This is a genomic window from Bacillus sp. SRL543 (assembly GCF_984799205.1).
The window spans coordinates 4089363-4111312 of record NZ_OZ481794.1; the positions used below are offsets into that span (position 1 = coordinate 4089363).

Genomic DNA, 21950 nt, shown 5'->3' on the forward strand with positions numbered 1-21950 from the left:
ATGAGGGACGGAAGAGAAATCTACCGTCCTATTTTTTCGTTGCAAAAGACATTCACTAACTGGATGTCATTTTTTAATTATCTTACATGTTCTTGTCATACCTTTTTTAGTAATTCAATTGCATTTTCGTCACTCGGGTCATTTGTTCCAAGTTCACCTCTAAATGCTTTAGAGAGAATAGACTGCGTTAAATTCATAATATTATCTTCAACACTACTAAAATGGTCTAATTGTTCATCAATTGCAGTCACTTTTTCTAAAATAGATACAATCTTTTTCTGTTCTTCAAATGGAGGTAATGGGATTATACCTTGTTTAATTTTTTTTAAAGTTAAACGGGTAATTGCATTCCCAGACATCATCCCTAACATGCTACTCTTCATAGTTGGGGAATTAAGACAGAACATTAAATATTTCGATAACAGAATATCTTTCTTAGGTCTTAATAATGCAACAGAAGATAGGAGCGAAAACTCCTCAGACAGATTATTAATCGTTGCTATTCCTGTAGTAGCCCCATCTTTAATGTAAAGTACATCACCTTTCTTTACATCACAGCGACTGTATATTTCTTGATGAACTTCTTTTGATATATAAGTAACATTATCTAACAGAATACCTTGTTTTTTGATATTCTTGGCTGTTATATACATATAATCCCCAGACGGATAGGATTTTGGGCTATGATGTGTACCATCCGTAATTTTTTCGCATACTGTATTCAGCTCAACCCATTCCCAGTTAAAGGGTAGATCAATTAACGTTTTGTCTGTTTGAACCACTTCAGTAACTGATAATTCCTTATGATTTGCTTTTCTCCATTTCTTAGTTAATTCCCCACGAAACGCCTTATCCAAAATAGCTGCTCGACGAAGTTCAAATGTTTTCTTCGCTTCTTCAATCAACTGCCTTGCTTCTTCAATTTTACTTAAAAGCCGCTCCACTTTCTTAGCAATCCGTTTTTGTTCGTTTAGAGGGGGAATGTAAAGAGGGGCATTCCTTAATACATTTAAAGGAACGAATTTTTGTGTACTCCCCTTCTCATTTTTTTTCAAATAATTCATATATGTTGGTGATTGTAAAAAGTAGTAGAAATACTTACTATCTAGGCTCTGAATATTTGGTTTGAACAATGCTACATTCTTAATACTAAATTCATGAGAAGTCTTTTCAATTAAAACTGGATTACCAATTGTTCCAATCATTGCAAATAATATATCATTTACTTCAACATTTGACCGTTTTGATATTTCAAGATGTGCTTCTTCACTTATAAACTTAGCTGTTGTGAAGTCAAGTTTCCCACTTTTTAAGTTTTTTGATGTAATTAATGGAATACCTTCGTCTTGATATACAGGAGTATTATGCGTCCCATCTCTTACATCTACAACAGTATTTGTCTTCGCTACCACCCAATTATTAGGAACTTCAAACTGATTTCCTTCTTTTGATAATACTGCATCTTCTATTAATTCCTCGATGGTCCTTTGTTTCTTACTCACCTTATGACCACCTCATCCTCTTCAACTGTTCTTAATTCTTCAACAACTTCAGTTAATAAACCCATGGCTTGTTGTAATTTTTTTATTGCTTCTTCTGCTGTTTCAATCGGGTCTGGTAAATTTTCATATAATGATAATGACTCGTCATCAATCAATCCAATATCTAAACTGTCTTCCTTCTTCGCAATTTCTTTGCGTGAAAACACATTCCAACGCTCATCTTCTACTTTAAAACGATCTTCTGCCACATATGCTTTCATGAAGTTTTCAAAATGAGCCATTGTTAACTGATTACGTTTTCCAAATGAAGTCATATTTGTGCGAAGGTCATATACCCATACATTCTTCGTATTATCTTGGTCAGTTGTTCCTCTTGTAAAGAACAATACGTTTGTCTTAACACCTTGAGCGTAGAAAATCCCAATCGGTAAGCGTAATATAGTATGCAGATTACATTTATTCATCAAATCACGACGTATTTGCGAACCAATACCACTTTCAAATAACACATTATCTGGCAATACAACCGCTGCCCGTGCTTCTCCATCATCTTTTAAAGCGTTATAAATTAACTGCAAGAAATTCAACTGTTTGTTAGAAGTATCAAACGTTAGATCATCACGAGATACACGTTCTCCGCCCTTTTTTGTACCAAACGGTGGATTTGTTAAGATAACATCAAAGTTCTTCATCCATTTTCCATTCCCAGACAAAGAATCTCCTTGTTCCAAACGTCCTTCCATGTTGTGAAGCAAAGCATTCATTAACGCAAGACGATGCGTGTCTTTTACAAGTTCCATTCCTGTAAAGGCTTCTTTCTTCTGAAACTCTGCCATTTCTACTACGTCATAATAATTATCTGTTAGATTCTTTAAATATTGGTCTGCTGCAATCATGAAACCGAATGTTCCACAAGCAGGATCGTTGCATCGTTCTCCAACTTTTGGATCAATAAGCTGTACCATCACATCAATCAATACTCTCGGAGTAAAGTATTGTCCCGCTCCCGACTTCTTTTCACTAGCGTTCTTCTCTAATAAACCCTCATAAAGATTGCCTAGTCCTTCTTCTTTTGCATTGTACCAATCAAGGGCATCAATGGATTTGATAATTTTTTCTAAGTTTTTCGGCTCAGCAATACTTGTAGAAGCATCACTGTATATTAAACGCAACCTCTCATTTTCACTGCTTCCTAATTCAAGTAACAATCGCTGATAAAATGTCTTTAATTCCAAGCCTTCTTTATCTAACAAATCATCCCATCGATATCCTTCTGGAATCACGCCTTCTGTTTCCTGCTCCTTCATCATTTTGAGGAATAATAAGTAGGTCAACTCTGTTACATATTGCTGATAGGTAATCCCATCATCTCGTAACACATTACATAAATTCCATAGTTTTTGAACGATTTCTTGGTTGTTCATTTTTTTAGCCTCCCGCTAACTCCGAGTATATTTTAATTTTGAATTCTCATTCAAACCTAATTAAAGTGAAAATCAAAGCTAGAGTAACTTATCTATTATAACTTAAAAAATGCCCCTATGAAGAGGCACATTGTTAACTAATATAAAGGTTCTCATTTATAGTGGTAACAACAGTATCAATATAGTCACCGAACTCACGCTTCAGCAATTTGTAGCCACCAGAAGTTTTAAATGGCTCTTCTGAGAATGCCTCTTCTGCTGTTGGAGCAAGAACTGGTACTTGAAGTAACTGTTTTTCGATTCTCTCTAACCACTTCTTCTGTCTTGGAGTCCAATCATGGAGTGAATATACTTTTTGCATCGCCTGTTTAATACGTGCTTCATGGGCAACTAGTGCTTCACCTAATGCAGCTTGACGAATAAAGCTAATAATATCTGCTGCAATGTCTTCATTTTTTGTCTGTTTCCAAGCTGTTTGTAAATGAGATTGCTTAAAACCTTTTGTTTCTAGAATGGTAATAAGTTCTCGTAAATCCTGCCTTGTTAAATCTTTCGGTCGTGTGCAAATAAGATGTAGAGCGGGAATATCATTAATATTTTCTTGGATAAAACGAACGAAACCTTCTAGATAATCTTCAGGTCGCTTGTTTCCTTCACCGTATCCCCTAACCACATCTGTTACTTCATCCTTTTTGTTGGAGATATATCGTTTCTCGCCTTTTACCCGATAGGCTTCCATATATTCAAATAACATGTTGTGCTGTTTTGCTTGTTGTGGCGTATACGACTGAATTTCTTTCGCCCACTCATCCACATTTTTTCCATTCGACAGTTCTTCAAACTTTTGTTTTCCTTCTTCATTTAACCTTTGCTTGCGACGCTGAATTTTCGCTGCCAATTGGTCACGATAAAACGAAGCTTCATCTTCTGTGGCAGCATTGGCAAGTGATTCATATAGTTCACCGATACTGTAATTTTGTTTCTTTACAACAGGTTTCATTTCTGTATAGCTTTGCAATTTATCGTAGATGCCCACTGCATCGTAAATGTTAAAGTGTGTTTTTCCTATGTCGGGACAAAGACGGGTTGCACGTCCAAGCATTTGATCATAAAGAATACGAGACTGTATACGCCGTAAGAATACTATATTTGTTATTGGTGGAACGTCAATGCCTGTGGTAAGTAAATCAACCGTTACAACGACATTTGGCAGCCGCTCGTTCTTAAACCTTTTAATGGCATCTAATGGCTTATAGATATAGCCAGTAATTTTCATAATGGCATCATCTTCAATTTCATCGCCACGCTCTTTAAAGGCTTCCTTTAGTAACCGAACAACCAAATCCGCATGTTGATCAGTAGCTGCAAAGATAAGGGTTTTCTCTTTTCCTGTCGGGTCAATGTATTCGACCAATTTGTTTAGAACTGCTCGATTAAAAGGTTCAGTAATCACTCGTTTATTAAACTGCTCAACCTCGAAATGAACGGTATCTTCCATTTTTTCTAGTTGAATCTCGCCTTTATCCACATCATACACTTCAACTTCTTCGTCTTTTTCAAGAGTAATGCCGACTTGTGAAAGTTCCGTCTTAAACAGATATGGTGGTTCATGGTCAACTAAGTAGCCATCCAGAACCGCTTCACTATAAGAATACTTAAAAATAGGCATACCGAAAATCTCTGTTGTATGAAGAGCAGGTGTTGCAGTAAGTCCTAAACTTGCCGCATCAAAATAATCAATTACACGTCGATATTGACTGATATAATCATTTTGATCACGGAATTCTAATTCTTCTTCTGACATTTCTCTATCACTTGTATAACCACGATGTGCTTCATCTACAATAATAAAATCATATTGGCCTACACTTGGAAGCTTTTCGTTATCGCTATAGAAAAGTCTCCGAACCAGTCCCTGTACTGTTGCAATTTGCACCTTTGTTTCAATTTCTGGAGACATGTCTTCTAAAGACTTTACATCGTATATATCAGCAAATGAGTACCCTTCAATTTTTGTATCCTTAAGTGCGTCCTCTGTCTGTTTCCCCAATGAATTACGGTCTACAAGGAAAAGAATCCGGCGACATTTTTTGGACTTAATTAAGCGATACATTAGAGCGATAGCTGTACGAGTTTTCCCAGTTCCCGTTGCCATCGCAATGAGCATTCTTCGTTGCCCTTCTTTTAATCCCTCTTCAGCTGTGAGTACAGCACTCTGCTGGTAATGTCGCAAGCCAAACTTCGTAATATCCTCTTCTTCTAATCGTTTATTTGCATCCTTATCATCTTGACTAAGAAGAAGCTGCAAGTCCTCAGGTGAGTGCCATCCCTCTAGTGGGCGAGCATGCTCCAACGGTTTACGTGAATCCCAAAACCAGATGCCTGACTCTTCTTGAAGTTGCCTCAAGTATGGTCGACCATTCGTTGCGTATAAAAACGGCACTTTATAATCACCAGTTGTAGGTGTGATGACTTCATCTTCGACTTGTACCACATTTTTTGCATACACTTTGGTTTGGCTTTCTAATGCACCAGGGATCGTTTTCTTTTTTGCCTTAGCTTCAATAAAGCCAACAAGCTTTAAGCCAATAAATAACGCATAGTCAACCCTGCCGCCATCCACCTTCCATTCAGCAATTGCCATGTTTCGATTTTTCTCTGGCAGCGTTCCATTCTTTTGGTGATTCAGTGCAGTTGTGTCTACTTCCCACCCAACAGCACGTAGTTTTCCATCAATAATCGTACGTGTTTCAGCTTCAGTTAATTGCTGTCGACGCATAAAGTTTTTGGAAATCTTTTTACGCTCGATTTTTACCTCTTCTTGTTCCACTTGCGCCTGTTGACGAATCGCTTCTAATTCTTCTTCAAGCCTTTTGACTTTCTCCGCATATTCTTTCTGAAGTGTTTCTGTACTCTGTTCTGTTTGTTCTAGAGGTTCTATATACTCTGATGCTTGAAAGTCCCAATCACCATATACCTCCATGAACCAAATAGACAAGCGGAACGTTAATTGCAACAAAGCCTTTGCTTCCTCTACTTTTCCATAATCCGCTTCATGCATCGCTACATTCCCTTTGCGACGCAGAGCTTCTAATATATCAATTATTTCAGGCTCAAGTAACCTTTCCCGTCTCAAAGTGTTAATGCGATCTACTTGTGTTGTACCATATGCTTCTTTAATATTTTCAGCAGCAAGAATAAACTTAGTCAATGTTTCAGCGAACAATCGCAGTTTCATTACTGTTGTATGGGGATCATGATATACATTTCTCTCAGCTGTCTCACCCAAATTAGCAAGTACATCCCATTTCCCTTGGTAAAATGAAAAGTTGCTATTCACTGTTATCACCATTTTCCTAATAATTGTATGTGTCCATTATACTATATACTTACAAAAGTTAGTGTATAACGTAGTTAGTAGCTAGTTATGTCCTTTACTTTTTATATTTGTGTTAATAAAAATCGATATTTCATTAAGTTAAATAGATTAGTTAAAATTGAATTTTATAGTGAGATAATATCTTAAGGAGAATAGTGTCGCCAATCGTACTAAACTCTTCATTTAAAAATGAAAAGCAACATATAATGGCATTTTTTCCTTTTCAACTCTCCTGTTTTTAGAAAATTAGTTGTATAATTATTCCTATCATTTAATGGAGGGATAAACATGGCAAATCCTAAAATATTTATTTCATCAACTTGTTATGATTTAAATGTAGTTAGATCCCAGTTAAGAGGATTCGTTTCTAACTTCGGTTATGAACCTGTTATGAGTGATTACGCAGATATACTTTATGATCCACGCTCCCATACTCATACCAGTTGTTTAAAAGAAGTTGAGAACTGTGATATGTTAATTTTAATTATAGGTTCACGTTTTGGAGGAAAAGCCATACCAAAAGCATTTGAAGAACTTAACTTTGATATATTGAAGGAGTTAAGTAGTGGACAAGCAGTTTTTGAAGAAAAGGAAAGTATGTCTATTACTCAATTAGAAGTCTTAAAAGCAATTGAAAATGAAATTCCCATCTTTACGTTTATTGATAGTAGTGTAAATCATGATCACTTAGTTTACGAAAAAAATAAAGATAAGGGGATAATAAACTCTATAATCTTCCCTTCAATAGATAAGCCTGACACCGCAAATTATATCTTTGAGTTTATTAACTTCCTAAGACTAAGAAATGAAAACAATAGTATTACACCTTTTTCAAGAATGGAAGATATAGAATCATATTTAAGAAAACAGTGGTCAGGACTTTTTCAGAGATTGTTAGCAGAACAAAGAAACAAACAATTAGATGAAAAAAGAATGGATTATTTAGCAAATCAAATCGCTGATATTAAAACTGCTATTATGACCTCTATTTCAAGTTCAGACTTAAAAGAAACTGCAAAAGGTGCAATTAAATACAGACGTATGATTGACTTTCTTTATCAAATCACCATGAGAAGACATGATTTATTAATCAAAAATATTTCTTGGAGTGACTTATTAAATGCTGTTAACGTTAAGGAAATTGTTGATAACAACGATCGTTTTACACATGTAATTTTAAAGGATGATACATTCTTTGAAGTTAGAATACCGTTAAGGGTAGTTAATGATTTTTCAAGGCAATGGGAAGAATTGAGTCACTTAAATATCGATTCTAAACAAGCAATTGTAAACGCAATTTTAGATGATCCAATATCATCATTTAGGTTTATCAGATATATTGAAAAACCATATGAAGAAAAACACTCAGAGGATAGTAAACAATTCGATGATAAACAACTAATAATTGATGAAGTAATTCGCAAAGATGGTGAACCTGTATCGTAAAAGTATAATTTTAACTGCTGCCTAATCCTCTAATTCCCAATTTGTCAAAAAAACAGGACCTTATGGATATAAAAGTATCAAAGTGATATAGGCTTTGATATTTTTTTTTGTCCAAAAGTAATATTACAAAAATCATCTCCAAAAGAATTTGGATTCTCAACAATAATGAAGGTGTAAGATCCTTTAATTGCTACTATCTCACATATCCCCTCTAAAAAGTTTCATAAATGGATCCCAAGTATATATCTGACTGACTATTTTTACAAATATTTCATTAAACAAAAGTATCGCATTCTTTAATATAGGAGAAATAATAATAAAAAGGCGTTATCTTTTTAGTCATTGCGTGGTATACACGAATGAAAAGCACTCAAACAAAAAAAGTTCCTATGCTCGTATAAAACTCATACAAACATAGGAACTCATTGATATATTGGTACGCCCTCGGCAGGAATCGAACCCACATCTCAAGAACCGGAATCTTACGTGCTATCCGTTGCACCACGAGGGCAATATCTAATGTCTTTTATAAGACACTAGTATATAATACTAAAACCGGCAGCTTATTGTCAATGCTAAAAGATCAATTGACTTGAGGCAGCCATTTTTTATTTGAACTTTTTCTCAATATACTTTTGTTCCTCTTCCTCGCTCAGGAGCCCTTTGGCTTCTCCGACAGTCCCGCCCTGAAGCTTCCAGATGCTGTTATGGTCCCTGGCTGCAGACGAAAAGTCGCCTTTACTCCATCTTTCAAGGATATCCAGATATAAATCTGAATGCTGGTAGTTCATTTCATTGGCTTCGACCACATTCATCAGCCTGCTGATCCTGTCAGGAGTGATCTGCAGGGCACCCCATTTGCTTTCGGCCTTTACTTTTTGATGGCTCATATCATGGATGGCCTGCTGGACAGCTGTTTCTTCCATATTGTCGGGAAAGAGCTTTTTCAAATCCTTTTCCCCTTTGGAATCAGCAGTCCTTTCTTCTGCAGCACGCTCTCCTTTTCCGGATGAGGCATAATTATAGGCAGCAAACCCTGCAAGCGCCAGGATGATCAGGCCCAGCCCAGCCAGGCGCAGCTTGTTGTGAAAAAATGATTGTTTCTTTTTTGACAAAACGGCAGCCTCCAAAATCATCTGATTTACATGTCCATACCACTGCTCCGATTTACATCGTGTTTGTTTAAAAAAAGAAGAGGTGGGTATGATGGTTATGGATAAGGAAATTTTTATCAATGCAATTATTATACGGCATTAAGCAGGTATATCCTGCAAAAGAGAGAATAAAATGATTGCAGCATATATTGGATTTCCATAAGCGATTTGTTTGACCTTTATTGACCATGAGTGTATCATAATGATTACATACAGAACCCAAAATATTTCTTCTTATGGAAGAACATGCTTTAATCCGTTGTATGTTGGATCTTTATCTTGAAGGAGGAACTGACAAATGAATTTAATCCCTACAGTTATTGAACAGACAAACAGGGGCGAGCGCGCATATGATATTTATTCACGCCTTCTGAAAGACCGCATCATCATGCTTGGAAGTGCGATCGATGATAATGTGTCTAACTCCATTGTAGCGCAGCTGCTATTCCTGGAAGCAGAGAACCCTGAAAAGGATATCACTTTGTACATCAACAGCCCTGGCGGCAGCATCACTGCCGGTATGGCGATATATGATACGATGCAGTACATCCGTCCGAAGGTTTCCACAGTCTGCATCGGGATGGCCGCTTCCATGGGTGCATTCCTTTTGGCAGCAGGCGAGAAAGGCAAGCGTTATACCCTTCCAAACAGTGAAGTCATGATCCATCAGCCGCTGGGCGGAGCGCAGGGCCAGGCAACGGAAATTGAAATTGCCGCAAAGCGCATTCTTTTCCTTCGCGAAAAGCTGAACCAGATCCTTTCAGAACGTACAGGCCAGCCGCTTGAAGTGATCGCAAAAGATACTGACCGCGATAATTTCATGACAGCTGAGAGAGCATTGGAATACGGGCTGATCGACCAGATCATCACCCGCAATGTCCTGGAAGAAAAGAAAGACAAGTAAAAGAGTAAAGAGAGCTGACAGGATCAGCTCTCTTTTTTTGCTGCAAAAAGAAAAAGCGCCCGGCATAAATGCCAAGGGTGCTTTTCAGATTTTTCAGCTTTCCTGCTGGATATATTTCGAAAGCTCATCGAGTGCTTCCTCTTCATCACTTCCATCAGCCACCAGGTTTACAACTGAGCCTGAGCTGACTGCCAGGCTCATAAGGCCCATGATGCTTTTTGCATTGACCTTCTTTCCGTCTTTCTCCAAAAAGATATCTGAGGAAAATCGGTTTGCCTCCTGAACAAACAGGGCGGCAGGACGGGCCTGCAGGCCGGTCCGCAGCTTTACTTCCACTTGTTTTTCAACCATTTCTCTCTAACCTCCCATATTATCTTATTTCTAATTGCCTTTTATAGATTCGCCTAAACGCAGTTTTTCTGCTATTTCATCTATTTTTCTTAGGCGGTGATTAATGCCTGATTTGCTGATATGGCTGCCTGAAACCATTTCCCCAAGCTCTTTCAGGGTCACATCCTGATAGGCCACCCGGAGCTCTGCTATTTCCCTGAGCTTTTCCGGGAGTATATCAAGCCCGACAGTTTCCTTGATATAACGGATATTCTCAACCTGCCTGAGGGCCGCCCCGATTGTTTTATTAAGATTGGCGGTCTCGCAGTTTACAAGCCTGTTCACCGAGTTCCTCATATCCCTGACAATCCGGATATCCTCAAAGCGCATCAGCGCTCCGTGGGCACCGATGATGTTCAGGAATTCGGTGATCTTTTCCGCTTCCTTCAAATACGTGATAAAGCCTTTCTTTCTTTCAAGCGTCTTGCTGTTCAAGCCAAATATATTCATCAATTCACACAAAGAATCATTATGCTCTTTGTATAGTGAAAAAATTTCCAAGTGATAAGAAGATGTTTCAGGGTTGTTCACCGATCCGCCGGCAAGGAAGGCGCCGCGCAGATAGGAGCGCTTGCAGCATTTTTTCTTCACAAGCTCCTCAGAAATATCATGTGTAAAATCAAATCCCGCTTTAAGGATCTTCAGGTCGGCGAGTATTTCCTGCGCCTGCTGCGCCAGCCTTACAATATAAACATTGTTCTTTTTCAGGCGCATCTTCTTTCGTACAAGCAGCTCTACTTGAACGGTGTAATTCTTTTTCGTCAGTGTATAAATCCTTCTCGCTATCGCGGCATTCTCTGTCTGGATATCCACAATTAATTTCCGGCTGGAAAAAGAGAGTGACCCGTTCATCCGAATTAGCGCTGATAATTCAGCTTTTCCGCAGCAGTCTTTAACTTCAAGGTTGGTTAATTCCTTTTTCGTTTCCGAAGCGAAAGACATACCTTCACCCCCCGCCCAGACAAACGCTTGCACATTTATATTTACGCTTTATATCGCTTGCTGGTTTCATTTATTAGTAAAGAAAATAAAATATTTGCCACTTCCTGTGTATCATGGCGGATGACGCCTCCGTCCAGGCTGACAATCTCGCCGTGGACCACCTCGAGGCCCAGCCCCTGCAGGTTGGCAACATCATAATGGACAGGCTTGGCCAGCTCCTCGCTGTACCGCTCCTGTATTTCTATCGGAATATCTTCATTATTGACAAGTATCGTATTGATAAAAGAACAGTTCATATGGTCATATATTGCCTTCACATGGTCGCTCGCCGTAAAATCAAGCGTCTCCCCGGCCTGTGTCATCAGATTGCAGATATATACTTTTTTGGCTTTCGCATTGCAGACCTCTCTTCCCAGGTTCGGAACGAGGAGGTTAGGAAGAATGCTTGTGTAAAGGCTGCCAGGCCCGATGATGATAAGGTCAGCCTGCCTGATGGCCTGGATGGTTTCCGGCAGGGCATTGATATCCCCCGGGCTGAGGAACACTTTTTTGATCCTTTTCCCCGAGTATGGAATCTTTGATTCTCCGGAAACAATCGATCCATCCTCCATCTCGGCATGAAGGACGACACTCTGGTCAGCGGCCGGGAGCACCTTTCCCCTTACATTCAGGACCTTGCTCATTTCCTGGATGGCATGAGTGAAATTGCCTGTGATCGAGGTCATGGCAGCAAGGATCAGATTGCCGAGTGAATGGCCGGAAAGCTCATTCGCAGTGCTGAACCTGTGCTGGAACATTTCCTCAATGAGCGGCTCCACGTCCGACAGTGCAGCTAAAACATTTCGAATATCCCCAGGGGGAGGAATCTGCAGTTCGTTCCGGAGGCGCCCCGAGCTCCCGCCATCATCGGCCACCGTCACGATGGCCGTGATATCTGCAGGATGCTTTTTCAAGCCGCGCAGGAGGACCGGGAGACCGGTGCCTCCCCCTATGATGACGATTCTAGGCTGTTCTGTACCTGTCATGTTGTTTTATCCTTTCTCCTCTCGATATCGCGGTGAGTGATGTGTGTATGGTAATCCGCTTCATAAAAGCGGGCAATATACTCAGCGAGCGCTACAGAACGGTGCTGGCCGCCTGTGCAGCCAATCGCGATCACCAGCTGGGACTTGCCCTCGCGCTTATAGTGAGGGAGCATGAAGCTCAGCAGGTCTGTAACCTTTTCGAGAAATTTATTGGTTTCATTCCATTTCAAAACATACGTCGACACATCTTCGTCCAAGCCGGTTTTCGGCCTCATGCTCTCGATGTAATGGGGGTTCGGCAGAAAACGTACATCAAACACAAGATCTGCGTCAATCGGAAGGCCGTGCTTAAAGCCGAATGACATCACATTGACCGTGAACGTTGTCTTCCGGTTGACAGAAAACTCATCAAGGATTTTCTCCCTCAGTTCCCGCGGCTTCATGTTGGATGTTTTGTATATCAGCCGGGCCCTTCCCTTCAGCTCCTCCAGCAGCTCCCTTTCAAGCTTGATGCCTTCAAGAGGCAGACCTGATGGAGCAAGGGGATGGGAGCGCCGCGTTTCTTTGTAGCGCCTGACCAATGTAGAATCATCTGCATCCAGATACAAAATCTGCGGAGCCACCCATGAAGTTTCGGCCAAATCGTCCAGCGCCTTGAATAAATGATCAAAGAACTCCCTGCCGCGAAGGTCCATGACCAGTGCAACCTTATTCATCTTATTCCCTGATTCCTTCATCAGTTCAAGAAATTTCGGAAGCAGAGTCGGAGGCAGGTTATCCACACAGAAAAAGCCAAGATCCTCAAAACTCTGGATCGCCACTGTTTTCCCTGCTCCTGACATACCTGTTATAATGACCATTTGTGTGTCTATAGCCGCACCGCTGCTCATTCCTATTCTCCCCCTGTAATCTATATTATTTAGCTCGGGTCCAGCCGGTAGCTTAAAAGCTCAAAATTCGGCGTATAAGTAAACGTCCCGTAAATAATTCCATTTCCATGAATCATATATTCAAGGATGTGATAATCACCTGCAGCCATTGGCAGCTTCTTGATATCATCAAAATCATGCCAGGCCAGCTTTCCTTCCTCCGATTCATCCAGATTGATGCCATCAGACTCCCGTGCAAGGAAAGTAAACATCATCCATTCAGAAAGCACTTTATCCCCGTCTTTCATAATGAAGGTAAAAATCCCCTTCAAGCCCGGGTTTCTTAAGTATATGCCTGTCTCCTCGCGAAATTCCCTGATGCAGGAATCCCGGACCGATTCACCCGGCTCCATCTTTCCTCCGGGCGCAACCCACCAGCCACGTCTCGGTTTTTGCAAAAGCAATACTTGATTTCCCTTCAACAGCACACAATTCGTGACCCGCTGCAACAGCCTCACCTCAGCATTTCCTTCTCCTGACCGCCGCAAAGGCAGTCCTGTCGAATATATTCTTTTTATTATACTATTTTTGTCATGCACCCACAATGAAATGAAAAAATGAAATGCGGAGGCGGCTCGCCCAGAGCCGACAAGCATAAGACGCAAAAGAATAAAAGGCGTTCTTTGCCTTTAATTCTTTTGTGGCTTATGACTCGAGGCTCTAGCCGCCGGAGCTGGACAAATTGAAATGCAAAGGCGTCTTGCCTTCGCCCCAAAAAAAAGAGCACAGGCTATGTATGCCTGTGCTGCACAAAGGATTATATCTTAAAAGGGGGTCAATTTCTATTCCTATATTACCCGATGTTTATTGCACTACTGTTACAGTACGATTAAAACAAAATGACTTTTTATTTCTTTGGTAAAAAGATGCCCGAAACCCTTGTACCATGCGGCTTATGGCCTATTGCCGCATCAGGTTGGAAGCGGCATCTTTTGATTTTTTTATAGGAACCTCCGGCATGCCGCTGACCTGCCCCAGACAGAGAATGAAAAGAGCGCCCATTTTAAAAACGGACGCTCTTTTCAACCATTATTAAGCTTTCGCCTTTAAAGATTCCATCAGTTCTTCCACATAGTGCTGGGCACTTTGGGCGGCGATGCTGCCGTCGCCTGTTGCTGTCACGATCTGGCGAAGCATTTTCTCGCGGATGTCGCCGGCAGCGAAAATGCCGGGAACCTTTGTTTCCATGCGTTCGTTCGTTTCGATATAGCCGTTATCATTGGTGATGCCAAGGCTTTGGAAAGGTTTGGACAATGGCACCATGCCAATGTAGATGAATACGCCATCTGCCTTGAATTCGCGCTCTTCCCCATTTTCAGTAGAAACAAGCGTTACACTTCCTACCTTGCCTTCGCTCTCATTGATTTCTTTTATTGTAGAGTTCCAGATGAAATCAACCTTCTCATTGTCAAAGGCGCGCTGCTGAAGGATTGCCTGTGCGCGCAGCTCATCGCGGCGGTGGACGATGGTCACCTTTTCCGCGAAGCGGGTCAGGTAGACGCCCTCCTCGACAGCTGAATCCCCTCCGCCGACAACGACAAGCTCTTTGCCTTTGAAGAACGCGCCATCACAGACAGCACAATAAGATACACCGCGGCCGCCGAGCTCTTTTTCACCCGGAACACCGATTTTTTTATATTCAGCACCCGTTGTAATGATTACAGCGCGGGCTTTGTATTGTTTTGATCCTGCAATAACGGTTTTGTATTCTTCACCGTCGATGATTTCTTTGATATCGCCATATGCATATTCGGCGCCGAACTTCTTGGCGTGATCGAACATTTTAGTGGACAGGTCAGGGCCCAGGATATGATCGAAACCAGGATAGTTTTCGACTTCTTCTGTGTTGGCCATTTGCCCTCCCGGCACGCCGCGTTCAATCATCAATGTAGACAGGTTGGCGCGGGATGTATACACAGCAGCTGTCATTCCGGCCGGCCCTGCGCCAGCGATGATGACATCATAAATTTTTTCTTCTGTCATCTTGCTCCACTCCTTCACTAGGACTTTGCTGATTCCCCCGAGAAATGCTTTTTCTTTTATCATATTACCGCCCTGCAAAATTGCCTTTACCAGCCTTGGCAGGCAGAAGGAACTGAGGGAGCAGTGCGTTTATTCCCAAGAAAAACAGCGGTTGTTTCAATAGTATTTCCTTACTAACCATATCCTATAAAACAATCAGGATACAGTCCATGAATCTGCTCAATTCAGGATGCTGCTGACTGATTTTACATACTTCTGCAGTGTGGAAGCAGAAAGTCCGTACTGAGCTGCGACGCTTTGCTGCGAGACTTTTTCACTGCGCTGCTTTCTCCAGACATATTCCACGGCACCTGCCCATGCTTTTGCATTTTTAGCAAGAAGGCCCTGCTCTTCGGCTTTAGTGAATACAGTGAACCATGCCAGATACAACCCCGCTTCGACTGTCCCGATCGGCTTGTGGTGCTGATAAAGAAGCTCCGCCGTTTCATGGGCGATTCTTGCGCTGTTTTTATCACCGGCATCCATTTCGATCAATGCTGCGTATTCACGGTCAGCGCCAGTGAATCTTGGATTCTGCTTTACATCCCTGCTTGCAAGGATCTGGTCTTTGCTGCCTGATTTTGAAGCAAGGAAAAGAGCAAATAAGCGTTCCTCCGCATATTCACTGTTCATCTTTTTATAGATAGAATCCAGATGGTCTTCGAAACCGGCCGTTTCCGGCTTATCTTCGTTCCATGGCTCAAGGCCCGCCTTCTCAGGGCTGTATTCCAGCACCCTTTTCCAGAAGTTCCTGGCCAGGTCCTCTTTCCCCGTAAAATAGGAAGAATAAGAAAGCCAGTAATAAAAGGCGCCATCCCCCTCATAGCCTGACTTGTGAAGCTTGCGCAGCCACTTGAAGGCCGGCTTGTATTCACCGACAAGCGCAAAGGTCGCCCCCAGCTTGAACTGATGCTCGATCAGAAGAGGCTGGATCTTTTTCAAAGTTTCTATTAGAACCTTCACTTCATCAAGATCGTGCTGATAATAGGCAAACACGAGCTTATTGCAGAGCGCATGAAGATTGCCCTGATTGCGCACAAGCACATCATCAAGGATATCGTTCGCCTTGTTCACTTCTCCCAGGTAAAAATGGGCAAGCGCCAAGTTATTGTAGGCAGACCAGTATTCCGGATAATCCTCAATCACCGTGCTCAAGATTTCCACTGCCTTCGGGAAGTGCCCTGATTCAAGAAGCTCTCTTGCCTGCTCCTGCTTGGTGATCAGATCATCCTGCTCATACAGCTCTTCATCCAGATCTTCAGCCTCCAGTGTGAGCAGCTCCAGAAGGTCTTCCGTATCCTCAATGAATTCCCCGTCCGGCTCAAGCTCTATATACGTATTGGCATGCTGATAAGCATCCTTGAAGTACCCAAGGTGGGCATAATTATTGGCAAGGAAGTAATGGCATTCAGCCATTTCCTCGTCAAGCTCCTCCAGGACCAGATGCAGCAGCTTATTCGATTTCTGGTATTCATTCAATTCTGTGTACACGATCGCCAGCTGGCAGACAATCATCGGTTCACCCGGCTCCAGCTGCATCGCACGCTGCAGATATTTGCTTGCTTTATGAAAATCCCGGCGGTGAAAAGATTTGACACCTTTTGAAAAATAATATTCGCCAGTCGGGATGAATGTAAGTAGTTTCCCCATCGGTTGTCTTGCTTTTGAGTCCTTGCTCATGTAATCCCTCATCTCTAGGCAGCAGGCAAATCACTCGCACACCTGCGCCAGCCTTAACTACAGTAGTATATCACATGTGCAAGCCGCCGGAGAAGAGCAGAATGAGATTAGTATTTTTCAGTGAACGGCATTCAATCGGCGCTGTGCCGGAAGCGGTGAAATCAGGGCATAATCCCTGTCGCTCAGCTCAGTTTGGGCCTGCCTTTTGCTGGTTTCTGCCAAATATGGGGGATGTTTTTGAGTCCAGGCCAGATTTCTGCTGCAGTTCCGGAGGTTTGTGCTGATATTTTTCTAATATTCTACTTAAGAACCTACATGGTTCAGCCTATACTTGGCATCATTCTACCTAGATTCCGCCTGATTCTACCTATATTTGGCGTTATTCTACCTAATCTCCGAATGATTCTACCCCAATTTACTGTTTTTCTACCTAGTTCCCGCAATATTCATTCCCACTTACAATTTTTTCCACAACCCACACAAAAAAAGAGAGGCAACCCCCCTCAGGCTGCCCTCCTCTAAGTCATCCTTTTTCATGACGTGCTTTCAGCACACCAAGCACTTCCTTGAAAGGCAGCTTCTGCTCCTGCAATAGGACGAGCAGGTGGTAAAGCAGATCGGCGCTTTCCCATTTGAGCTCTTCCTGGTCGTGGTTTTTAGCCGCGATGATGACCTCTGCGGATTCCTCGCCAACCTTTTTCAGGATTTTATCTACGCCTTTTTCAAACAGATAGGTGGTGTAGGCACCTTCCGGACGCTCTTTTTCCCGCTGTTCAATCACCTGCTCCAGCTCGGCCAGAATGCTGTAGCTGTCTTGCCCAACATCTGAAAAGCCTTCTGCTTGATAGACAGTCTCATGGAAGCAGCTGACAGCGCCTGTATGGCATGCCGGCCCAGCCGGCTCTACAAGCACAACAAGTGCATCCTGGTCGCAGTCATATTTGATTTCTGCGATTTTCTGCGTATTTCCGCTGGTTGCCCCCTTATGCCAAAGCTCCTGGCGGGATCTGCTGTAAAACCATGTTTCTCCGCTTTCAATCGAAAGAGACAGAGATTCACGGTTCATATAGGCCAAAGTCAATATTTCCTTCGTTTTCCGGTCCTGGACAATCGCCGGAATCAGCCCGTTTTCATCGAATTTCAGTTGTTCTGGATTCATCGGACCGTCACCCCTTTTTCTTTTAAAAATTGCTTTACTTCACTGACTGATGTTTCTTTATAGTGGAAAATCGAAGCAGCAAGGGCAGCATCAGCTTTCCCTTCAATAAAAGCGTCAGCAAAATGGGCACTGTTGCCTGCCCCGCCGGATGCGATGACCGGAACGCTGACCGCCTCGCTCACTGCTTTTGTCAAATCAAGGTCAAAGCCGTTCTTTCCGCCGTCGGCATCCATGCTGGTCAGCAGGATTTCACCGGCGCCAAGTTCAACAGCCTGCCTTGCCCATTCAATCACTTCAAGGTCCGTCTCTTTGCGGCCACCATGAGTATACACTCTCCAGGAGCCAAGCTCAGAATCATACTTCGCATCAATGGCGACCACAATGCACTGTGACCCGAAGAAGCTTGCTCCTTCCCTGATCAAGTCCGGATTGTTTACAGCTGCTGTATTCAAGGAAACCTTGTCAGCGCCTGCCCTGAGGATTCTTTTCATATCCTCAAGTGCATTGATCCCGCCGCCGACCGTGAATGGGATGGCCAGTTCTGAAGCGACTGCCTTCACGACTTCAGTCATGGTCTTCCTGCCTTCATGGGAGGCAGAGATATCAAGGAAAACCAGCTCGTCAGCTCCCTGCTGGTCGTAAAACCGGGCCAGCTCGACCGGATCGCCGGCATCGCGGAGCTGCACGAACTGAATTCCTTTTACAACCCGCCCTTCCTTCACATCCAGGCATGGAATGATTCGTTTCGTCAGCATCAGCGGGCCACCTCTTTCAGTGCCTGTTCAACAGTGAATCGGCCTTCATAAATTGCTTTCCCGACAATGGCGCCGGAAACGCCTTCAGCCTCATACTCCTGCAGTGCTCCCAAATCAGCAAGGCTGCTTACGCCCCCTGAAGCAATGACGCTTTTTCCGGTTGCTGCTGCGAGCTCCCTTACAGCTTCCGCATTCGGCCCTGACAGCATCCCATCTGTAGCTATATCGGTGAAAATAAAGGTCTCTGCTCCCGCATCAGCAAACCGTTTCCCAAGCTCAACCGCCTTTACACCGGAAGTATTGAGCCAGCCATGTGTCGCAACATAGCCATCCTTTGCATCAAGTCCGACCGCAATCTTGTCACCGTACTTGCGGATCATTTCTATAGCGAACTCAGGATCGGAGACAGCAATGCTGCCGATGATCACACGGGAAACTCCATTATTGAGATAGTGGGCAATATCGTCCTCTGTCCGGATCCCCCCTCCTATCTGGACTTTGGCATCAAGCTCCTGCGCAGCTTTTATGACAAAAGAGTCATTCACACGCTTTCCATCTTTTGCACCATCAAGGTCCACCATATGTATCCATTGTGCGCCTGCATCTGCGAATGATTTTGCCATATCGAACGGAGAATCGCCGTAGACCGTTTCCTTCTCATAATCCCCCTGCAGCAGGCGGACACATTTGCCTGCTCTCATATCGATTGCCGGATAGATTGTAAAGCTCATTGGGACTCTCCTCCTTTGCTGGCTATCTTAGTGAAATTCCGCAGCAGCTCCATCCCAAGGGAACTGCTTTTTTCCGGGTGGAACTGCATCCCGAAGACATTGTCCCTGCCGACAACTGCAGGAACTTCCTTATCATAGAAGCTTCTTGCAATGACGACATCATGATCGCCCGGCTCTGCATAATAGGAATGGACAAAATAGACATAGCCTTCTTCCACATGCTTCAGAATCGGTGAAGAGTTTATGAACTCAAGCCTGTTCCAGCCCATATGCGGGACCTTGTATTTTTCTCCTTGCTCATCTTCTCCTGGAAAGCGGACAACCTTACCCGGCAGGAGGTTGAGGCCTTCTGAATAGCCGTTTTCTTCACTGCTTTCGAACAAAAGCTGCATTCCAAGGCAGATGCCTGCCAAAGGCTTTCCGGAAGCCGTATACTCCCGGATCATCCCTGTCAGCCCCGTAGCATTCAGCCGGTCCATCGCATCCTTGAAGCTGCCGACTCCAGGGAGGATCAGCCCGTCCGCCTTTTTCAGCTCTTCCTGGTCCTCTGATAAAAAGTACGGGACCTCAAGCCGCTCGAGCGCTTTGCTGACGCTGAACAGATTTCCCATTCCATAATCAATGATGCCGATCATCTTATAACATCCCTTTCGTTGACGGAACTCCTTTTATTCTTGGGTCGATTGTCGTCGCTTCATCAAGCGCCCTTGCAAGTGCCTTGAAGATCGCTTCGATGATATGATGTGTATTTTGGCCATAGTGGACGATCACATGCAGATTCATCCTTGCTTCGAGGGCGAGCTTCCAGAGGAATTCATGGACAAGCTCAGTGTCGAAGGTGCCGACCTTCTGGCTCGGGAAATCTGCCCTGATTTCGAGGTGAGGACGGTTGCTCAGGTCAACGACGACCTGCGCTAATGCTTCATCCATCGGCACAAATGCATTTCCATAGCGCTTGATGCCTTTTTTATCCCCAAGCGCTTCCTTCAGCACCTGGCCGAGGCAGATGCCGATATCTTCGGTGGTGTGGTGGTCATCCACTTCAGTGTCGCCCTTTGCATCAATGGTCAGGTTGAATTGCCCGTGCTTGGCAAAAAGGTCAAGCATATGCGTCATGAATGGGACGGGCGTCTCCAGGCTGGACTGGCCTTCCCCATCGATATCGAGGGATAATGAGATTTGTGTTTCATTTGTATTCCGTTCAACAGATGCGGTTCTTGCCATTTACTTTTCCTCCTTGTTATTCAGGCGCTCTTCGATTGCCCGCGCATGGGCTTCCAGGCCTTCAAGCCTGGCAAAGGCAGCAATTTTCGCTCCATTTTCCTGAAGCGATTTTTTACTATAATAAACGATGCTCGATTTTTTCTGAAAATCCTCCACATTGAGCGGACTGGAAAAACGGGCTGTCCCGTTCGTCGGCAATACATGATTCGGGCCGGCAAAATAGTCCCCGACAGGTTCAGGGCTGTGCCGGCCCAGGAAGATGGCCCCTGCATGCCTGATCTGGCCGAGAAGCTCCATCGGGTTTTCTGTCAGTACTTCTAGATGCTCCGGTGCCAGAATATTCACCGTTTCAACGGCTTCTTCCATTGTTTCCGCCAAATAAATCACACCGAAGTCTTCAATCGATTTCCCGGCAATTTCCCGGCGCGGCAGATCTGCAAGCTGCCGTTCCACCTCTTGGGACACCTTTTCCGCCAGGCTTGCGGATGTCGTGACAAGAACGCTGCAGGCCATCGGATCATGCTCTGCCTGTGACAGCAAATCTGCAGCTACTTCATTTGCCTTAGCCGTATCATCTGCCAGCACCGCAATCTCACTTGGGCCGGCGATCATGTCGATATCCACATCTCCGAATACTTCCCTTTTAGCGAGGGCGACAAAAATATTGCCCGGACCTGTGATTTTGTCTACAGGCTGAATGGTTTCTGTGCCATATGCCAATGCTGCAATTGCCTGGGCACCGCCGATTTTGTAGACCTCTTCAGCTCCTGCTTCCTTTGCAGCCACAAGTACTGCAGCTGGGAGCTTTCCGTCCCGGCCTGGAGGGGAGGTGATGACGATCCGCCTGACACCTGCCACTTTTGCCGGGATCACGTTCATAAGAACCGAGGAAGGGTAGGCAGCAGTGCCTCCCGGAACATACAAGCCTGCTGAATCAAGGGGTGTAACCTTCTGGCCAAGCATCGTCCCATTTTCATCCGTCGTCATCCAGGAAGGCCGAAGCTGCTTCTCGTGAAAGCTGCGTATATTGGCTGCAGCCTCCTTGATCACCTCGAGGATGGAAGGGTCGATCGTGCTGTAGGCTTCTTCTACTTCAGCAGCTGATGCCCCAAAGGAGGAGAGATGGATCCCATCAAACCTTTCCGTAAAATGGCGGACTGCTTCGTCACCATTTTTGCGCACTTCGGCAATGATGCTTTTAACAGCATTTCTTTGTTCTTCCGTGCCGCTGTCAACCGACCTTTTAATAGAAACTTCTTTTGATATTTGAATGATTTTCATCAC

The 21950-nt window shown here is 43.5% G+C and carries 19 protein-coding genes and 1 tRNA gene; 2 read left to right on the top strand and 18 right to left on the bottom strand.

The genetic code is table 11. The features are described from left to right. Window positions 1-95: 95 nt before the first annotated feature. The 3 genes from AC4E8B_RS20930 to hsdR form a co-directional block, all read right to left on the bottom strand. Entirely contained in the window at window positions 96-1502 is a 1407-nt protein-coding gene (locus AC4E8B_RS20930) for a restriction endonuclease subunit S (protein ID WP_490215325.1), read from the bottom strand. Next, window positions 1499-2926 carry a class I SAM-dependent DNA methyltransferase gene (locus AC4E8B_RS20935; RefSeq protein WP_490215326.1) on the bottom strand — a complete coding sequence of 476 codons (1428 nt, stop codon included), beginning with the start codon at window positions 2924-2926 and terminating at the stop codon, window positions 1499-1501. Before AC4E8B_RS20935 ends, AC4E8B_RS20930 begins: the two co-directional genes overlap by 4 nt. A 133-nt stretch (window positions 2927-3059) precedes the next feature. Beyond that, window positions 3060-6266, bottom strand: a complete 3207-nt coding sequence (gene hsdR, locus AC4E8B_RS20940; RefSeq protein WP_490215328.1) for a type I restriction-modification system endonuclease — start codon at window positions 6264-6266, stop codon at window positions 3060-3062. Window positions 6267-6593: 327 nt separating this feature from the next. Between hsdR and AC4E8B_RS20945 the strand changes: the two genes are divergently transcribed. After that, window positions 6594-7751, top strand: a complete 1158-nt coding sequence (locus AC4E8B_RS20945; protein ID WP_490215329.1) for a DUF4062 domain-containing protein — start codon at window positions 6594-6596, stop codon at window positions 7749-7751. A 439-nt stretch (window positions 7752-8190) separates the two neighbouring features. On the opposite strand, the gene AC4E8B_RS20950 is transcribed toward AC4E8B_RS20945, so the two are convergent. Continuing rightward, a tRNA-Arg gene (locus AC4E8B_RS20950) sits at window positions 8191-8262 on the bottom strand. A 97-nt stretch (window positions 8263-8359) separates the two neighbouring features. Then, window positions 8360-8866: a DUF6241 domain-containing protein gene (locus tag AC4E8B_RS20955; protein ID WP_490215330.1), complete on the bottom strand. Its 507-nt coding sequence runs from the start codon at window positions 8864-8866 to the stop codon at window positions 8360-8362. Between the two features lie 337 nt (window positions 8867-9203). Between AC4E8B_RS20955 and clpP the strand changes: the two genes are divergently transcribed. Continuing rightward, entirely contained in the window at window positions 9204-9809 is a 606-nt protein-coding gene (gene clpP, locus AC4E8B_RS20960) for an ATP-dependent Clp endopeptidase proteolytic subunit ClpP (protein WP_490215332.1), read from the top strand. Between the two features lie 93 nt (window positions 9810-9902). Here the strand turns inward: clpP and AC4E8B_RS20965 are convergent, their stop codons facing one another. From AC4E8B_RS20965 to hisD, 13 genes are all read right to left on the bottom strand, one after another. Next, on the bottom strand, window positions 9903-10160 hold the full coding sequence (locus AC4E8B_RS20965; RefSeq protein WP_490215333.1) for an HPr family phosphocarrier protein: 258 nt from the start codon (window positions 10158-10160) through the stop codon (window positions 9903-9905). Window positions 10161-10190: 30 nt separating this feature from the next. After that, window positions 10191-11141 (bottom strand): DNA-binding protein WhiA, encoded by a 951-nt coding sequence (gene whiA, locus AC4E8B_RS20970; protein WP_490215335.1) that lies wholly within the window; start codon window positions 11139-11141, stop codon window positions 10191-10193. Window positions 11142-11182: 41 nt separating this feature from the next. Next, window positions 11183-12166, bottom strand: coding sequence for a gluconeogenesis factor YvcK family protein (locus tag AC4E8B_RS20975; protein ID WP_490215336.1), 984 nt, complete (start codon window positions 12164-12166; stop codon window positions 11183-11185). Beyond that, a complete protein-coding gene (rapZ, locus tag AC4E8B_RS20980) occupies window positions 12163-13056 on the bottom strand; it encodes an RNase adapter RapZ (RefSeq protein WP_490215338.1) in 894 nt (297 codons plus the stop codon). Before rapZ ends, AC4E8B_RS20975 begins: the two co-directional genes overlap by 4 nt. 29 nt (window positions 13057-13085) lie before the next feature. After that, the gene (locus AC4E8B_RS20985; RefSeq protein ID WP_490215339.1) at window positions 13086-13544 is read right to left on the bottom strand and encodes an 8-oxo-dGTP diphosphatase; all 459 of its coding nucleotides are present in this window, start codon (window positions 13542-13544) and stop codon (window positions 13086-13088) included. A gap of 583 nt (window positions 13545-14127) precedes the next feature. Continuing rightward, window positions 14128-15078: a thioredoxin-disulfide reductase gene (gene trxB / locus AC4E8B_RS20990; RefSeq protein WP_490215341.1), complete on the bottom strand. Its 951-nt coding sequence runs from the start codon at window positions 15076-15078 to the stop codon at window positions 14128-14130. Between the two features lie 219 nt (window positions 15079-15297). Then, complete coding sequence (locus AC4E8B_RS20995; protein ID WP_490215342.1) at window positions 15298-16797, bottom strand: tetratricopeptide repeat protein; 1500 nt, start codon at window positions 16795-16797, stop codon at window positions 15298-15300. 523 nt (window positions 16798-17320) lie between these two features. Continuing rightward, entirely contained in the window at window positions 17321-17956 is a 636-nt protein-coding gene (hisIE, locus tag AC4E8B_RS21000; RefSeq protein ID WP_490215344.1) for a bifunctional phosphoribosyl-AMP cyclohydrolase/phosphoribosyl-ATP diphosphatase HisIE, read from the bottom strand. Next, window positions 17953-18711, bottom strand: coding sequence for an imidazole glycerol phosphate synthase subunit HisF (hisF, locus tag AC4E8B_RS21005; protein WP_490215345.1), 759 nt, complete (start codon window positions 18709-18711; stop codon window positions 17953-17955). The genes hisIE and hisF overlap by 4 nt, the downstream gene beginning before the upstream one ends. After that, the gene (gene hisA / locus AC4E8B_RS21010) at window positions 18711-19442 is read right to left on the bottom strand and encodes a 1-(5-phosphoribosyl)-5-[(5-phosphoribosylamino)methylideneamino]imidazole-4-carboxamide isomerase (protein ID WP_490215346.1); all 732 of its coding nucleotides are present in this window, start codon (window positions 19440-19442) and stop codon (window positions 18711-18713) included. The genes hisF and hisA overlap by 1 nt, the downstream gene beginning before the upstream one ends. Next, entirely contained in the window at window positions 19439-20077 is a 639-nt protein-coding gene (gene hisH / locus AC4E8B_RS21015; RefSeq protein WP_490215348.1) for an imidazole glycerol phosphate synthase subunit HisH, read from the bottom strand. Before hisH ends, hisA begins: the two co-directional genes overlap by 4 nt. Before the next feature lies 1 nt (window position 20078). Next, window positions 20079-20666, bottom strand: coding sequence for an imidazoleglycerol-phosphate dehydratase HisB (gene hisB, locus AC4E8B_RS21020; RefSeq protein ID WP_490215349.1), 588 nt, complete (start codon window positions 20664-20666; stop codon window positions 20079-20081). Next, window positions 20667-21947, bottom strand: coding sequence for a histidinol dehydrogenase (hisD, locus tag AC4E8B_RS21025; protein WP_490215351.1), 1281 nt, complete (start codon window positions 21945-21947; stop codon window positions 20667-20669). Between the last annotated feature and the right edge of the window lie 3 nt (window positions 21948-21950).

Excerpts from the sequence above, each read along its gene's own strand:
- clpP (WP_490215332.1), top strand. The coding sequence starts at position 9,204 with ATGAATTTAATCCCTACAGTTATTGAACAGACAAACAGGGGCGAGCGC.
- AC4E8B_RS20945 (WP_490215329.1), top strand. The coding sequence starts at position 6,594 with ATGGCAAATCCTAAAATATTTATTTCATCAACTTGTTATGATTTAAAT.
- hisB (WP_490215349.1), bottom strand. The coding sequence starts at position 20,666 with ATGGCAAGAACCGCATCTGTTGAACGGAATACAAATGAAACACAAATC.
- hisD (WP_490215351.1), bottom strand. The coding sequence starts at position 21,947 with ATGAAAATCATTCAAATATCAAAAGAAGTTTCTATTAAAAGGTCGGTT.
- trxB (WP_490215341.1), bottom strand. The coding sequence starts at position 15,078 with ATGACAGAAGAAAAAATTTATGATGTCATCATCGCTGGCGCAGGGCCG.
- AC4E8B_RS20935 (WP_490215326.1), bottom strand. The coding sequence starts at position 2,926 with ATGAACAACCAAGAAATCGTTCAAAAACTATGGAATTTATGTAATGTG.
- hisH (WP_490215348.1), bottom strand. The coding sequence starts at position 20,077 with ATGATCGGCATCATTGATTATGGAATGGGAAATCTGTTCAGCGTCAGC.
- rapZ (WP_490215338.1), bottom strand. The coding sequence starts at position 13,056 with ATGAGCAGCGGTGCGGCTATAGACACACAAATGGTCATTATAACAGGT.
- AC4E8B_RS20965 (WP_490215333.1), bottom strand. The coding sequence starts at position 10,160 with ATGGTTGAAAAACAAGTGGAAGTAAAGCTGCGGACCGGCCTGCAGGCC.
- hisA (WP_490215346.1), bottom strand. The coding sequence starts at position 19,442 with ATGAGCTTTACAATCTATCCGGCAATCGATATGAGAGCAGGCAAATGT.
- whiA (WP_490215335.1), bottom strand. The coding sequence starts at position 11,141 with ATGTCTTTCGCTTCGGAAACGAAAAAGGAATTAACCAACCTTGAAGTT.
- AC4E8B_RS20975 (WP_490215336.1), bottom strand. The coding sequence starts at position 12,166 with ATGACAGGTACAGAACAGCCTAGAATCGTCATCATAGGGGGAGGCACC.
- hisIE (WP_490215344.1), bottom strand. The coding sequence starts at position 17,956 with ATGAATCCAGAACAACTGAAATTCGATGAAAACGGGCTGATTCCGGCG.
- AC4E8B_RS20995 (WP_490215342.1), bottom strand. The coding sequence starts at position 16,797 with ATGAGCAAGGACTCAAAAGCAAGACAACCGATGGGGAAACTACTTACA.
- hisF (WP_490215345.1), bottom strand. The coding sequence starts at position 18,711 with ATGCTGACGAAACGAATCATTCCATGCCTGGATGTGAAGGAAGGGCGG.